At 72.7% G+C, this 13,109-nt stretch carries 15 protein-coding genes and 1 tRNA gene; 5 read left to right on the forward strand and 11 right to left on the reverse strand.

All coding sequences use genetic code 11. From position 1 onward, the window contains the following. Positions 1-292: 292 nt before the first annotated feature. The 6 genes from ACFWIC_RS16055 to ACFWIC_RS16080 form a co-directional block, all read right to left on the reverse strand. Entirely contained in the window at positions 293-586 is a 294-nt protein-coding gene (locus tag ACFWIC_RS16055) for a Dabb family protein (RefSeq protein ID WP_329948779.1), read from the reverse strand. Positions 587-648: 62 nt separating this feature from the next. Continuing rightward, positions 649-813, reverse strand: coding sequence for a hypothetical protein (locus ACFWIC_RS16060; protein ID WP_329884941.1), 165 nt, complete (start codon positions 811-813; stop codon positions 649-651). A 459-nt stretch (positions 814-1,272) separates the two neighbouring features. Continuing rightward, positions 1,273-1,362: transfer RNA gene (locus ACFWIC_RS16065), tRNA-Ser, on the reverse strand. 138 nt (positions 1,363-1,500) lie between these two features. Further along, a complete protein-coding gene (tadA, locus tag ACFWIC_RS16070) occupies positions 1,501-2,010 on the reverse strand; it encodes a tRNA adenosine(34) deaminase TadA (protein WP_329884942.1) in 510 nt (169 codons plus the stop codon). Between the two features lie 57 nt (positions 2,011-2,067). After that, positions 2,068-2,616 (reverse strand): hypothetical protein, encoded by a 549-nt coding sequence (locus ACFWIC_RS16075; protein ID WP_329884943.1) that lies wholly within the window; start codon positions 2,614-2,616, stop codon positions 2,068-2,070. A gap of 243 nt (positions 2,617-2,859) precedes the next feature. After that, positions 2,860-3,096 (reverse strand): hypothetical protein, encoded by a 237-nt coding sequence (locus ACFWIC_RS16080; protein ID WP_329884944.1) that lies wholly within the window; start codon positions 3,094-3,096, stop codon positions 2,860-2,862. Positions 3,097-3,280: 184 nt separating this feature from the next. Here ACFWIC_RS16080 and upp point away from each other — a divergent pair, with 184 nt between their 5' ends. Then, positions 3,281-3,916 (forward strand): uracil phosphoribosyltransferase, encoded by a 636-nt coding sequence (gene upp / locus ACFWIC_RS16085; RefSeq protein ID WP_329884945.1) that lies wholly within the window; start codon positions 3,281-3,283, stop codon positions 3,914-3,916. A gap of 92 nt (positions 3,917-4,008) precedes the next feature. Here upp and ACFWIC_RS16090 read toward each other — a convergent pair whose 3' ends face one another. Together ACFWIC_RS16090 and ACFWIC_RS16095 are read right to left on the reverse strand one after the other, a co-directional pair. Then, complete coding sequence (locus tag ACFWIC_RS16090) at positions 4,009-4,680, reverse strand: LytR C-terminal domain-containing protein (RefSeq protein ID WP_329885014.1); 672 nt, start codon at positions 4,678-4,680, stop codon at positions 4,009-4,011. A 300-nt stretch (positions 4,681-4,980) separates the two neighbouring features. After that, on the reverse strand, positions 4,981-5,277 hold the full coding sequence (locus ACFWIC_RS16095) for a type II toxin-antitoxin system VapB family antitoxin (protein ID WP_030061387.1): 297 nt from the start codon (positions 5,275-5,277) through the stop codon (positions 4,981-4,983). Positions 5,278-5,424: 147 nt separating this feature from the next. Between ACFWIC_RS16095 and ACFWIC_RS16100 the strand changes: the two genes are divergently transcribed. After that, entirely contained in the window at positions 5,425-7,107 is a 1,683-nt protein-coding gene (locus ACFWIC_RS16100; RefSeq protein ID WP_380519013.1) for a helicase HerA-like domain-containing protein, read from the forward strand. 61 nt (positions 7,108-7,168) lie between these two features. Here the strand turns inward: ACFWIC_RS16100 and ACFWIC_RS16105 are convergent, their stop codons facing one another. Both ACFWIC_RS16105 and ACFWIC_RS16110 read right to left on the reverse strand, forming a co-directional pair. Next, on the reverse strand, positions 7,169-8,332 hold the full coding sequence (locus tag ACFWIC_RS16105) for a hypothetical protein (protein WP_329884947.1): 1,164 nt from the start codon (positions 8,330-8,332) through the stop codon (positions 7,169-7,171). A 90-nt stretch (positions 8,333-8,422) separates the two neighbouring features. Then, positions 8,423-9,088 (reverse strand): rhomboid family intramembrane serine protease, encoded by a 666-nt coding sequence (locus ACFWIC_RS16110; protein WP_380519015.1) that lies wholly within the window; start codon positions 9,086-9,088, stop codon positions 8,423-8,425. A 115-nt stretch (positions 9,089-9,203) separates the two neighbouring features. Here ACFWIC_RS16110 and ACFWIC_RS16115 point away from each other — a divergent pair, with 115 nt between their 5' ends. Beyond that, on the forward strand, positions 9,204-9,722 hold the full coding sequence (locus ACFWIC_RS16115; RefSeq protein WP_329884949.1) for a YbhB/YbcL family Raf kinase inhibitor-like protein: 519 nt from the start codon (positions 9,204-9,206) through the stop codon (positions 9,720-9,722). 132 nt (positions 9,723-9,854) lie between these two features. Here ACFWIC_RS16115 and ACFWIC_RS16120 read toward each other — a convergent pair whose 3' ends face one another. After that, positions 9,855-10,823 (reverse strand): YafY family protein, encoded by a 969-nt coding sequence (locus tag ACFWIC_RS16120; protein WP_329884950.1) that lies wholly within the window; start codon positions 10,821-10,823, stop codon positions 9,855-9,857. Between the two features lie 153 nt (positions 10,824-10,976). Between ACFWIC_RS16120 and ACFWIC_RS16125 the strand changes: the two genes are divergently transcribed. Both ACFWIC_RS16125 and ACFWIC_RS16130 read left to right on the forward strand, forming a co-directional pair. After that, positions 10,977-12,419, forward strand: coding sequence for an MFS transporter (locus tag ACFWIC_RS16125; RefSeq protein WP_380355998.1), 1,443 nt, complete (start codon positions 10,977-10,979; stop codon positions 12,417-12,419). Positions 12,420-12,713: 294 nt separating this feature from the next. Further along, a complete protein-coding gene (locus ACFWIC_RS16130) occupies positions 12,714-13,052 on the forward strand; it encodes a DoxX family protein (protein WP_329948775.1) in 339 nt (112 codons plus the stop codon). Positions 13,053-13,109 lie beyond the last annotated feature (57 nt).

The following is a 13,109-nucleotide window of genomic DNA, read 5'->3' on the forward strand; positions in this document are numbered from 1 at the left end:
TCACCCCTCCCAAAGTCGACAACGGTGAGACCTGTGGACCGGGTGTCGTCGGGTTTCGTGCACCACCTAGCGATGTCCGGCAAAACCGGTCATAGCATCACAAGGCGGGCGCACGTCGGGCAAGCACCGCGTGGAGGTGTGTTGGTGCCGCGCCGGAGGATCCACCGGGCCCTCCGGCGGCACGGCGGCGGATCGTTCCGGGACAGAGCAAGGCGCCCCGTCCGGGTTCCGGGCGGGGCGCCGCGGCCGTCCGGGGGACGCGCCGGGGGTGCGTCGGGACGGCCCTCCGGGCTCAGACCTCGATGTCGGCGATCACCCAGGTGGCGAACTCGCGCCACTGGCCGGCCGCGGCCTGGTGGGCCGGGTGGGTGAGGTACGCCTGCAGGGCCTCGCGGTCCTCGACGAGGCTGTTGATCGCGTAGTCGTGGGCGATGTCGCGCTCGGTGGTGTTCCAGCCGCACTCCCACTCGCGGAGCTCGGGAACGACCGGGCCGAGCTCCTCGAAGGCCTTGGCGCCGGCGAGCGCGCGCTCGTCGTCCTTGCTGACGCCTTCGTTGAGCTTGAACAGGACCAGGTGCCGGATCACGATGCCGCTCCTCGCGGACGGGGGGTGAGAGTCAGGGCCCACCGTAGCCGGTGGGGTCCGGGCTACTTCACCAGCCCGGTCATGAAGGTGCCGACGGCCTTGGCGGCGTTCGAGATGCCTTCGAAGCCGAGCTGGACCAGCTCGGCGGCGCGGGCCGGCGAGGTGATGATCGTGTAGAGCACGAAGACGAGCAGGAGGACCATTCCGATCTTCTTCGCCTGTGCCATCCGGTGACCTTCCTCCTTGCCGTGGGCCGCCGCCATCCGGTCCCCGAGCGGTCCTCTGCACTGGGCAGCTTATCCACCCGGACGGCCCATCAGGTGTGCGACGCGTTCACCCGGTGGGACGAAGGTCCCCGTGACAGGGGCCTTTCTCCGGGTGCCCGCTCGCGGATCGGACGGCAGGATGGGGAACGTACCGAGGATCTGGCAGGAATCCCCGGTGCGTGGATCCGGAGCTCCCCGCTGTGGGACCGGGTGTCGCGACTTCCCCCCGACGCGACCCCGGTTGTGGGACTCCGTCGGGGGAGCGGTCAGTCCCCCCGAGCCGCTCCCCCCTTCCAGGCTCCGTACTCGACCGGGCGTTGGTGGTCATCGGCCCCCGAGTGCGGAGCCCATTTCCGTGTATGAGGGTGCGCGGAAACGCCGAGGGCCCGTCCGGACTTCCGGACGGGCCCTCGGGCTTTCTGGCGGTAGCGGTGGGATTCGAACCCACGGTGAAGTTGCCCCCACACACGCTTTCGAGGCGTGCTCCTTTGGCCGCTCGGACACGCTACCGAGGGGAACTCTACCGGACGGGTGGCACCGTCACGAAATCTTTGTCGGGGAAGGGCCTGCGGCGGTCCGCGGCGCGGTGCGCAGGGGCCTTCGGCGGTGCGCCGGGGGGTGGTGCCGACGGCGGTGTCCGCGGTGGTGTCAGCGGTGGCCGTCGAAGAAGGCGCGGAGCTGCTCGCCGCACTCGTCGGCGAGGACGCCCGGGACCACCTCGGGGCGGTGGTTGAGCCGGCGGTCGCGCATCACGTCGAAGAGGGAGCCGGCCGCGCCGGCCTTCTCGTCGAGGGCGCCGTAGACCACGCGGTCGATCCTGGAGAGCACGATCGCCCCCGCGCACATGGTGCACGGCTCCAGGGTGACGACCAGGGTGCAGCCGCCGAGGCGCCACTCCCCGATCTTCCCGGCGGCCTGGCGGATGGCGACCACCTCGGCGTGGGCGGTCGGGTCGCCGACGGCCTCGCGCTCGTTGTGGCCGCGGCCGAGGACCTCGCCGTCCGGACCGAGGACGAGCGCCCCGACCGGGACGTCTCCGGTGGCCGGCGCCAGCGCGGCCTCGGCGATGGCGAGGCGCATCGGCGCCGCCCAGCGGTCACGGACCGGGTCGGGGCGGACGGGGGCGGGCAGCGGCGGGATCGGGCGGGCGGACTGCATGGCATCCAGTGTCGGGCATGGCGGGCATCCGGCCGTCCGGACGGCGGACACGGACCGTTACCGGACCGCCTCCAGGACCTCGCCGCAGCCGAGCGCCTCGGCGATCTCCTCCAGGGCGTCGCCCGGCACCGCGCCCTCGCCGCTGAGGGCGAGCAGCCGGTCCGGGGCGAGGCCGAACTCGGTGAGCAGGTGGGCGTCGCCGAGCGGGCCGACCGGGACGCTGCCGCGGTCGCCGGACTCCTCGTCGTCGTCCTGCTCCCCGGCCTCGCCGCCCTCCTCCAGTTCGGCGACCAGGTTGTCGAGGTCGCCGAACTCGCTCTCGCCGGCCTGGTCGACCAGCTCGTCGGTGAGGACGGACCCGTAGGAGCTCCGGGCGGCGGCGGCGCCGTCCGACACGAAGATGCGGGGATCCTCCTCGCCGTCCACCCGGACGACGGCGAACCAGGCGTCCTCCTGTTCGATGAAGACCAGGACGCTGTCGTCGTCCTGGGTCGCCTCGCGGGCCAGGTCTGCCAGATCGGCGAGGGTTTCGACGTTGTCGAGTTCCGTCTCGCTCACATCCCACCCGTCGTCGGTGCGAGCAAGCAGTGCAGCGAAGTACGCCACCAGGGACACTCCCAAGATCTCGGTCTCGGCTGTCGGCGCTCTCGGGCAACGCGGAACTGGCCGCCCCCGCGCCAGAGGCGGTCCGCCGTTCGGACCGTCCCATCGGAATCGTGACAGAAAGCCCGGCTCTGCGGGGGGTGTTCGGCAGCGCGTCTTTGCAGGTCGTGTCGGAAGGGTTGGCTGCCGGACGGCGAACGGGGGACGGGGCGGGAAGGGGCATGTGGAGAAGCCGTGGAGGGCTTGTCAGATCCGGAAGGTTCGCATCCGCATCGCTTCGCGCATGCGGCGTTCCTTGGTCCGGCGTGGCTGGACCCGCTCGCGCAGTTCGCGCGCCTCGGTGAGCTCGCGAAGGAAGACGGCACGCCGTTTGCGGCGTTCCGCCTCGGTCTCCGGGCGGTCCGGGGGCGGGCCGAAACGGCCGTCCGACGAGGTCGCGGCCTCGTCCGCCGAGCCGTCCCCGGTGTTCGGGTTGCTCGTCATAAGACCTGACCTTCCCAGATCGGCCCGGTTGATACCACAGGAAGCGCATCCGTCCGGACGTTCGCGGTGCGTCACGGCGTGTCACTGTCCGGCAGGAGGCGGACGGGGGGCGGACGGGGGGCGGCGCGCCCGGGTCTGGCACGGCGTGTCGTACGGGCGTCCGGGCGCGGGCTAACCTCGATGCATGCGGACCCACGTCGTCGACCACCCCCTGGTCGCCCACAAGCTCTCCACCCTGCGCGACGAGCGCACCGACTCGCCGACCTTCCGTCGCCTGACCGACGAGCTGGTGACCCTCCTCGCGTACGAGGCCACCCGGGACGTCCGCACCGACGAGGTGGAGATCACCACCCCGGTGGCGGTCACCACCGGCACCCGGCTGTCCTACCCCCGCCCGCTGGTGGTGCCGATCCTCCGGGCCGGCCTCGGCATGCTGGACGGGATGACCCGGCTGCTGCCGACGGCCGAGGTCGGCTTCCTCGGCATGGTGCGCAACGAGGAGACCCTGGAGGCCTCCACCTACGCGACCCGGATGCCGGACGACCTCTCCGGCCGCCAGGTCTACGTGCTCGACCCGATGCTGGCCACCGGCGGCACGCTGGTCGCGGCGATCCGGATGCTGATCGAGCGCGGCGCCACCGACGTCACCGCCGTGGTGCTGCTGGCCGCGCCCGAGGGCGTCGCGGTGATGGAGAAGGAGCTGGCCGGCCTGCCGGTCACCGTCGTCACCGCCGCCGTCGACGAGCGGCTGAACGAGAACGGCTACATCGTTCCGGGCCTCGGCGACGCCGGCGACCGGCTGTACGGCACGGCCGGCTGAGCAGCCCCGTACGTGCGACGAGAGCCCCCCGGCGCGGTGCCGGGGGGCTCTCGTCGGTCGACCGGGCGGGCGGACCGCCGGCTGTCGGTGGTTCAGCAGCTGCCGGTGGTGCTCGGAGCCGGCGTGGGCTTGGTGGCCAGGGCCAGCGCGGCGGCGGCCTGGGTCTCGTCGAGCAGCGCGTTGTAGCTGTCGCCGATCACGAAGTCCACGGTGCCGTCGGTGCGGGCGTCGGCCGTGCTGGTGGCACCGGCGATCACCGAGCCGACCAGGGTGGACGCCCCGGCGCCGGCCGGGCCGGCGACCACCTGGGCGGTACCGGGCACCTTCTTGTCCAGTTCGGCGGGCGCGTTGCCGACCTTGCCGATGGTGAAGCCGCGCTTCTTCAGCTCCTCGGCGGTCCGCGCGGCCAGCCCCGCCTTGGCGGTGGCGTTGTAGACGTTCACGGTGACCGACGCCGGCTGCGGGATCGCCTGCGGGTCGACGGGGGCGCCGGGCGCTCCCGGGGCGGTCGCCGCGCCGTCCGGGGTGGGAGCGGCCAGCGGTTTGCCGGAGGGGGAGGCGCAGGCCTGGGCCGAGGCGTGCTTGCCCTTGCCGCTGAAGATGTCCCAGAGCTGGACGCCGCCGAGACCGATCAGCGCCAGCGCGAGCAGCGCGCCGATCAGGGCGAACACCTTGCGGCTCTTCTTCGGTGGTCGGCCAAGCCGCGGATAGGCGTTGCCGGTGATGCGGTACTGCTTCCCCTTCAGGCCTTGGGGAGTCAACATGCTCACGGTTTGTCTCCCCCTCGTGCCGGGGCGGGGATCGGGTGACGGGCCGGCCGGGGCGCGGTGTCGGAACGGGGCCGCGGCCGTAGTCAGCAGATTAGTGCCGTACGGCTGCGAAGGTACTAAACGATCATCATCTGGAGTATCCCGGCACCCGAAAGGGGGTATCCGGGTGCGAACGGACCGCCCTCCGGGTGGTGACCGGAGGGCGGTCCGACGTCGCGTGAGGGGCCGGCTGCCCCGACATCTCCGCCGGCGTTCCGGTCGACCCCGTCGACTTCTCCGCCGGTGGCCGGTCCGTCATTCCATTTCGAGGACACGGGCGTGCAGCACCTGGCGCTGCTGCAGCGCGGCGCGGACCGCGCGGTGCAGCCCGTCCTCCAGGTACAGGTCCCCGTGCCACTTCACGACGTGCGCGAAGAGGTCCCCGTAGAAGGTGGAGTCCTCCGCCAGGAGGGTTTCCAGATCCAGCTGGCCCTTGGTGGTCACCAACTGGTCGAGTCGCACCGGGCGTGGGGCGACGTCCGCCCACTGGCGGGTGCTGGTACGGCCGTGATCCGGGTACGGCCGCCCATTGCCGATGCGCTTGAAGATCACACGGAAAGCCTACCGTTTGGGCGGCGGATGGCGCAGCAGCCGCGGCGCCGCCACGCGCTCGGGTGCGAGCTGCGGGCGGCGGATTGGGGCTGTTTCATGGGAAATGTCGCGAAGGTCTATCTGTAGTTCTGCCCAGGAGTGTGCCCGATGTCCGCTGCCGAGCCGCCGTCCCCTTCTCTTTCCTCCTCCGGCGTGTCCCCCGGAGACGTCGTCCCGGCCGCCGTCCGGGAGATCGCCGACGGCTACGCCTTCACCGGCCCCGCCCTCGACCTGGGTGCGGTGCTGCTGGACGGCACCGCCTACCCGGCCGCCCAGGTGCGGGTGCCGCTCGGGGTGCTCAACCGGCACGGGCTGGTGGCGGGCGCCACCGGCACCGGCAAGACCAAGACCCTCCAGCTGATCGCCGAACAGCTCTCCGCCCAGGGAGTGCCGGTCTTCCTGGCCGACGTCAAGGGCGACGTCTCCGGCGTGGCCGCCCCCGGCACGCCCGGCGAGCGGACCGCCGCCCGGGCCGCCGAGGTCGGGCAGGACTGGCGGGCCCGGGGCTGTCCGGCCGAGTTCTACGCACTCGGCGGCCTGGGCGCCGGCATCCCGATCCGGGCGACGGTGACCAGCTTCGGCCCGCTGCTGCTCTCCAAGGTGCTGGACCTGAACGAGACCCAGGAGTCCTCGCTCGGGCTGGTCTTCCACTACGCCGACCGGAACGGCCTGGAGCTGTACGACCTCAAGGACCTCACCGCGGTGATCACCTTCCTCGCCTCGCCCGAGGGCAAGGAGGAGCTGAAGGGCATCGGCGGTCTCTCCGCCGCCACCGCCGGGGTGATTCTGCGTTCGCTGACCACGCTGGAGAACGAGGGCGCCGGCGCGTTCTTCGGCGAACCGGAGTTCGACACCGCCGAGCTGCTGCGGACCGTGGACGGTGGCGGCTCCGGCCCGGAGGGCGCAGGAGGCCGGGGCATGGTGTCGGTGCTGGAACTGCCGGCGGTGCAGGACCGGCCGCGGCTGTTCTCCACCTTCCTGATGTGGCTGCTGGCCGACCTCTACCAGGAGCTGCCCGAGGTGGGCGACCTCGACCGGCCCAAGCTGGTCTTCTTCTTCGACGAGGCGCACCTGTTGTTCAGGGGCGCGTCCAAGGCCTTCCTGGAGGCGATCACCCAGACCGTCCGGCTGATCCGGTCGAAGGGGGTCGGGATCTTCTTCGTCACCCAGACGCCGAAGGACGTCCCGGCCGACGTGCTGGCGCAGTTGGGCAACCGGGTGCAGCACGCGCTGCGCGCCTTCACGCCGGACGACGCGAAGGCGCTCCGGGCGACCGTCTCGACCTTCCCGAAGTCGCCCGCGTACGACCTGGGGGAGGTGCTGACCTCGCTCGGTACGGGGGAGGCGGTGGTCACGGTGCTCTCCGAGAAGGGCGCGCCGACGCCGGTCGCGGCGACCAGGCTGCGGGCGCCCCAGTCGCTGATGGGCCCGATCGAGCCGGCGGCACTGCAGGCGGTGGTGGACGGGTCGGCGATCGTGGCGAAGTACCGGGACGCCGTCGACCGGGAGTCGGCGTACGAGAAGCTGGCGGCGCGGGCGGCCCGGCCGGAGGCGGAACCGGCGCCGACGGGGGAACCCGACCGGGAGGAGTCACGCACCGGGCCGTCGGACGGCGGTGCGGTGCGGGGCGGTACGGCGCGGGACCGTGCGCCGGGAGAGAAGGAGAGCGGCGGGCTGCTCGGGTCGTTGCTGAGCAACCCGGCGCTCAAGTCCTTCGCCCGGTCCGCCGGGACGCAGCTCGGGCGGGAGATCTCCCGGAGCCTGTTCGGGACGTCCCGGCGGCGGAGGTGAGCCGACCGCGGCAGCGGCCTCTCCGGGAGCCGGAGGGGGGAAGGGGAGGGGGAGGGGAAGATCAGGCGAGCGCGGCGCCGATCCGGTCGAGCGAGGAGAGCCGCATCAGGCCGTAGTTGTAGAACTCGACCTCCGGCACCCCCAGGTCGCGGAGGACGGCGATCTTGGCCGCGAGGTTCGCCGGGCCGTCGCAGTCCGAGGCCATCGGCCGCAGGATCACCGCCATGTCCTGCGGGCGCACCCCGTGCAGGGCGAAGGCGGCGATCTTCTCGCGGACCGCCTCCGGGGTGCGCGCGTAGCCGAGCGTCTCGATCTGGTGCGCGGCCCCGGCCAGGCCCGGCAGGTCGATGCCGGAGAGCCAGCCGGTGCCCGGACCGCCGCCGTCCATGAAGCTCAGCCGCATGCCGTGCTGCTCCGCCGCCCCGGCGACCTCGGCGGCCAGCGAGGTCACGGTCGCGGCGGAGGCGTCCACGTAGGCGGCGACGGCGCCACCGGCCAGCTCGTCCAGCGCCGCGGGCTCGGCGGCGGCCGCGTCGTCGGCCAGCCGGCGGCGCAGCTCGGTCCGGACCGCCCCGGCCACCTCGTCCGCCGGTACGCCCGCGCGGACGGCGGCGGCGCGGCAGTGGTCGCAGAAGCAGAGGCCGAGCAGCGCCTCGGCGGCCGGGCCCAGCTCCTCGAAGTAACGCTCGTGGTGGTAACCGTGGCGCAGGCCGTGGAAGTGCAGCGACTCGGCCCGGATCGCGTCCACGCCGTACCGGGCCAGCTCGGCGACCAGGGAGACGGCGTACTCGCGGACCTCCGGATTGGCCGGACAGAGCTCGGTGAGGTGCCGGTCGCCGAAGGCGTTGGCCGGGGCGCAGTCCGGGTGCTCGAAGCCGAGCCGGTCGTTGTGGCAGAAGACCGTCCAGGCGTGGAGCTTCATGCCCCGGCGGCCGGCCTCGGCGGCGGCCTCGGCGAACGGGTCGCGGTCGCCGATCGCGGTGGACGCGACGGGCCGCAGCCGCCGTCCGGACCAGAGGGCCGGGTCGGGGCGGAAGTAGGCGGCGCCCGGCTCCAGGTAGCGGATCACCCGGCGCGGGTTGTGCGGGAAGACGTCGCGGGCCTCGTGGTAGACCGACGCGAGGGTGACGCCGCCGACCCCGGCCCGGTCGGTGAGGTTGCCGAAGAAGGTGTCGGCCCCCTCGTCGATCAGGTCGGTGGCGAAGGCGAGGACGGACGACTCCACGGTGCGGCTCCGGAGCAGGGGGCAAGGTGCCTGCTCACGCTAACCGCAGTGAGGGGAATGGTCTATACCTGACGTGACCGGCCGGTACGGCTAGATGCCCAGGTCGTCGAGTTCCCTGAGCAGGGCGGAGCCGGGTCCGGCGGGTCCGGCGGGTGCGGGCGTGGGGGCGGCAGCCGCCTTCGGGGCCCGGTCGCGCAGCAGCCAGGCGCCGGCGAGCCCGCCGATCAGCCCGCCGAGGTGGCCGAGCCAGCTGACTCCCTGGGCGCTCGGCAGGACACCCAGCAGGAGGTACGAGTACAGCGCGCCGACGACCACGCCGATGGCGGTGTCCACCAGGTTGCGGTCGAAGATCCCGCGCAGCACCACGTAGCCGAAGTACCCGTAGACCAGGCCGCTGGCCCCGGCCGTCACGGCGTCCGGGCGCTCGAAGAGCCAGACGGTGAGCCCGCCGGCGACCACGATCAGCAGCGTCGCGAGCAGGAACCGCTTGACCCCCCGGTACGCGGAGAGGAAGCCGAAGGCGAACAGCGGCCAGGAGTTCGCCTGGATGTGGTCCCAGCCGAAGTGCAGCAGCGGCATGGTGAACACGTCCGGCAGCTCGTCCAGCCGTCCGGAGCTCATGCCGTACTCGTAGGAGAGCCGGTAGTCGTCGAGCCAGTTCGCCACCTGGACGGCCCAGATGACGGCCAGTACGCCGAGCATCGTGAACAGTGCGAGGCGGGAGTCGCGGAGCAGACGGGCGAATCGCGGGGCCATGACTCCGACTGTAGGGCCGGGCCACCGCCGCGGTCACCCCACTAAGGTGAATCGCGTCGATCAACCCGCGCCCCGGTCGGGGCCGTTCCCGGCTCGTCGAGAGGTGACCCGCCCCATGAGTGTTCGTCCCCCGCTCCCGTACGAGTTCCTTCCGCAGGTCCCGTCCTTCGAGCTGACCAGCGAGGACATCACCGAAGGCGGCACGCTGGCCGAGGAGTTCATCCACGCCGGGGGCAACCTCTCGCCGCAGCTGGCGTGGTCCGGCCTGCCCGAGGGCACCCGGTCGATCGCCGTCACCTGCTACGACCCGGACGCGCCGACCGGCTCCGGCTGGTGGCACTGGCTGGCCCTCGGCCTGCCCGCCGACACGACCGGCCTGCCGCGCGGCGCCGGCTCCTCGGACGCCGACCTGCCGGGCGGGAACTCCTTCCACGGCCGCAACGACTTCCCCGGCAACAAGTACGACGGTGCCGCCCCGCCGCCCGGCCCGGCCCACCGCTACGCCTTCGCGGTGCACGCGCTGGACGTGGACGCCCTGGACGTCGCCGCCGACCTCCCGCCGGCCCAGATCGGCTTCAACATCACCTTCCACACCCTGGCCCGCGCGGTGCTCACCGCCGAGTACGGGATCTGAGCGGTCTTCCGTTCCGTCCTGTTCTCCCTGCTGTTGCTGTTGCTGCGCTGTCGCTGCCGCCCGCTCGTCTGCGGGCGGCAGCGTTCGCGTTCCGGCGGCTCCGGGTGCGTCGGTGCCCGGGTGGGTCCGGGGTCAGTGGCCGGCGTCGGCCGCGCGGGCGGCCCGGCCGGCGAGGGCGCGGAGGTGGGCGTGCATCTCGGGGGGCTCGTGCACCTCGAACTCGCAGCCCAGCATCAGCAGGCGCATCGCCAGCCACTCCAGGGAGTCGGCGCGGGAACGCAGCCGGCAGGTCCGGTCGTCGACGGCCTCGACCTCGGAGTCGCCGTTGTGGCTCAGCCAGCGTTCGACCTCGGCGGCGGGCACGTGCAGGGTGGCGTCCAGGGTGTAGACCGGGGCGAGGCGGCGCAGCTTCTCCGCCACGTAGGCGGCCGCGTCCTCGGCGGGGAGCGGACGCGGGGTGAACCGGGCGCCGGTGGCGAAGGGGTCGGCGAGCCGGTCGACCCGGAAGATCCGCCAGTCGTCGCGGTCGAGGTCGAAGCCGACCAGGTACCAGCGGCGGCCGGCCGAGACCAGCCGGTCCGGCTCCACCTGGCGCCGGGTCTCGGCGCCGTCGCCCGCCCGGTAGCCGAAGCGGAGGCGTTCGCGGTTGGCGACGGCGTTGGCGAGCACGGTGAGGTCCTCGGGGTCGACGGTCGGCCCGTCGCCGCTGAGCAACGGGAGGGTGGCCTTGTCGAGGGCGGCGACCCGGTGGCGCAGGCGCGAGGGCAGCACCTGGAGCAGCTTGCCGAGGGCGCGGACCGAGGCCTCCTCGATGCCGACCACGGCGTGTCCGGCCGCCGCCCGCAGACCGACGGCGATGGCCACCGCCTCCTCGTCGTCCAGCAGTAGCGGCGGCATCGCGGTGCCGGCGACCAGCCGGTAGCCGCCGATCGGGCCCATGGTGGCCTCGACCGGGTAACCGAGCTCCCGGAGCCGGTCGATGTCGCGGCGGATGGTGCGGGGGCTCACGTCGAGGCGCCCGGCCAGTTCGCTGCCGGGCCACTCACGGGGGGTCTGGAGGAGGGAGAGCAGGCTCAGGAGTCGTGCCGGAGTGTCGGTCATGGCATCCAGGGTGCCGGAAGTCCAGGACAGGATCTGGCCTAGATGCCTCCTAATGTCGTCGACGTGTGGAGGAACGGCGACGAGGAGCAGGCAGTGGGAACGGTTTCGGACCGGGCGGCGGACCGGCGGAGGTGGATCGCGTTGGCGATCGTGATGACGGCCTCGTTCATGGACCTGGTGGACGTCACGATCGTGAACATCGCGATCCCGAGCATCCAGGAGTCGACGGGAGCGTCGTTCTCCGCCGTGCAGTGGGTGACCGGCGGGTACGCGCTGGCCTTCGCGATCGGCCTGATCACCGGCGGTCGACTCGGTGACATCTACGGTCGGAAGCGGCTGTTCCTGATCGGGATGGGTGGGTTCACGCTCGCCTCGGCACTGTGCGGCCTGGCCGGCGGGGCCGAGATGCTGGTCGCGATGAGGATCCTGCAAGGCGGGACGGCGGCGCTGATGGTGCCACAGGTGCTGTCGATCGTCCATGCGACCTTCCCGGCGGAGGAACGCGGCAAGGTGTTCGGCCTGTACGGTGCGGTGATCGGGCTGGGCGCGGTCACCGGTCCGATGATCGGTGCGGTACTGACGGAGTGGGACCTGTTCGGGCTGGGCTGGCGGCCGATCTTCCTGATCAACCTGCCGGTCGGCGTGGCCGGACTGCTGCTCGGCCGGGCCTTCATCGGCGAGTCGAAGGCCGAACGGGCCCTGAAGCTCGACCTGGTCGGTGTGGCGCTGGCCAGCGCCGGACTGCTGATGCTGATCTACCCGCTGACCCACGGCCGGGAGGCCGGCTGGCCGCTCTGGGGGTACCTGACGATGGCCGGCAGCCTGCCGGTGTTCGCCCTGTTCGTCGCCTACGAGCGGGTGAAGGCGCGGCGGGACGGCTCCCCGCTGGTGGAGCTGTCGCTGTTCCGGGTCAAGAGCTTCGCCGCCGGGATCGGCGTGCAGCTGACCTTCGGGGTGGTCTCCGGGATCTTCTTCCTGGTCTGGACGCTCTACATGCAGCTGGGGCTCGGCTGGAGCCCGCTGAAGGCCGGCGCGACGGGCATCCCGTTCTCGCTCGCCGTGTCGACCGCGGCCGGGATCTCGGTGCAGCAGCTGGTGCCGCGGTTCGGGCGGAAGGTGCTCCAGGCGGGGGCGCTGGTGATGGCGGCCGGCGTGCTGCTCTACATCGGTGAGGCCGAGCGGTACGGCACGGAGGTCACGCCCTGGCAGATGGCCCTGCCGCTGGTGGTGATGGGCGCGGGGATGGGCCTGATCGTCGCGCCGATCACGGACGCGGTCCTGGCGGAGGTGCCCCGCGAGCACGCCGGGTCGGCGTCCGGGCTGATCAACACGGTGAATCAGGTCGGGCTGGCCCTGGGGCTCGGACTGGTCTCGGTGGCGTTCTTCGGGGCGATGCCGGCTGCGGCCCCCTCGGTCGGGGACGCGTTCGGGGCGGCGTTCGTGCACGCGATGTGGTGGGTGCTGGGCGTGCTGGTGGTGGCGTTCCTGCTGATGTTCGCGATGCCGGCGCGAAAGGCGTCGGGTGGGGATGCCGGTGCGGACACCGGTGCGGGTGGGGGTGCGGCTCCGGTGGCCCGGGAGCCGGTGCTGGTCTGAGCGTCCCCCCGGTAGGAGGGCGGACCCCGGTCGCGCGGTGCGGCCGGGGTCCGTCGGCATGTCCGCCGGTGCGCCCGTCGGTGCGCCCGTCGGTGGTGCGTTCCGTCCGGGGCGGGTCGCCGGGGTGGGTCGCCGGGGCGGGGCGGGGCGGCCGGATCGGCGGACGGGGCGCGACGGTGGGGCGCGACGGCGGGGCCCGGAAAAGTTTCTTCGGCGCGGCTGTCACACACGCGCGGTGCTGCGGGTCAGGGAAGCGAGAACGCAACGAACACCCACCGCACGAGGAGCCCTCCGATGTCCACCGCCTTCATCGTCGTCACCGTCCTCGCCGCCGTCATGGCGGGCTTCTCGGGCGGATCGATCTTCGCCCGCGCCGCCTTCGTGGTGGAACCGCTGACCGAGTACGGCGTGCCGCGGTCGTGGTGGAACTGGCTCGGCGCGGCCAAGGCCGCCGGGGCGCTGGGGCTGCTGGTCGGCCTGTTCGCACCGGTCGTCGGGGTGCTGGCGGCAACCGGCCTGGTGCTCTACTTCGGCGGCGCCGTCATCACGGTGGTCCGCGCCCGCTCCTACGCCCACGTCGCCTTCCCGCTCGTCTACATGGCGCCGGCGGCGGCCTCACTGCTGCTGATCTGAGCGGTGCGGCGGAGGAAGTCCGTCACCGCCGGTGCCCGGCACTCGCGTCGGAGTGCC

The sequence above is a fragment of the Kitasatospora sp. NPDC127035 genome (genome assembly GCF_042726075.1).
GTDB lineage: Bacteria > Actinomycetota > Actinomycetes > Streptomycetales > Streptomycetaceae > Kitasatospora.

Excerpts from the sequence above, each read along its gene's own strand:
- ACFWIC_RS16060 (WP_329884941.1), bottom strand. The coding sequence starts at position 813 with ATGGCACAGGCGAAGAAGATCGGAATGGTCCTCCTGCTCGTCTTCGTG.
- tadA (WP_329884942.1), bottom strand. The coding sequence starts at position 2,010 with ATGCAGTCCGCCCGCCCGATCCCGCCGCTGCCCGCCCCCGTCCGCCCC.
- ACFWIC_RS16080 (WP_329884944.1), bottom strand. The coding sequence starts at position 3,096 with ATGACGAGCAACCCGAACACCGGGGACGGCTCGGCGGACGAGGCCGCG.
- upp (WP_329884945.1), top strand. The coding sequence starts at position 3,281 with ATGCGGACCCACGTCGTCGACCACCCCCTGGTCGCCCACAAGCTCTCC.
- ACFWIC_RS16090 (WP_329885014.1), bottom strand. The coding sequence starts at position 4,680 with ATGTTGACTCCCCAAGGCCTGAAGGGGAAGCAGTACCGCATCACCGGC.
- ACFWIC_RS16100 (WP_380519013.1), top strand. The coding sequence starts at position 5,425 with ATGTCCGCTGCCGAGCCGCCGTCCCCTTCTCTTTCCTCCTCCGGCGTG.
- ACFWIC_RS16110 (WP_380519015.1), bottom strand. The coding sequence starts at position 9,088 with ATGGCCCCGCGATTCGCCCGTCTGCTCCGCGACTCCCGCCTCGCACTG.
- ACFWIC_RS16115 (WP_329884949.1), top strand. The coding sequence starts at position 9,204 with ATGAGTGTTCGTCCCCCGCTCCCGTACGAGTTCCTTCCGCAGGTCCCG.
- ACFWIC_RS16120 (WP_329884950.1), bottom strand. The coding sequence starts at position 10,823 with ATGACCGACACTCCGGCACGACTCCTGAGCCTGCTCTCCCTCCTCCAG.
- ACFWIC_RS16125 (WP_380355998.1), top strand. The coding sequence starts at position 10,977 with ATGACGGCCTCGTTCATGGACCTGGTGGACGTCACGATCGTGAACATC.
- ACFWIC_RS16130 (WP_329948775.1), top strand. The coding sequence starts at position 12,714 with ATGTCCACCGCCTTCATCGTCGTCACCGTCCTCGCCGCCGTCATGGCG.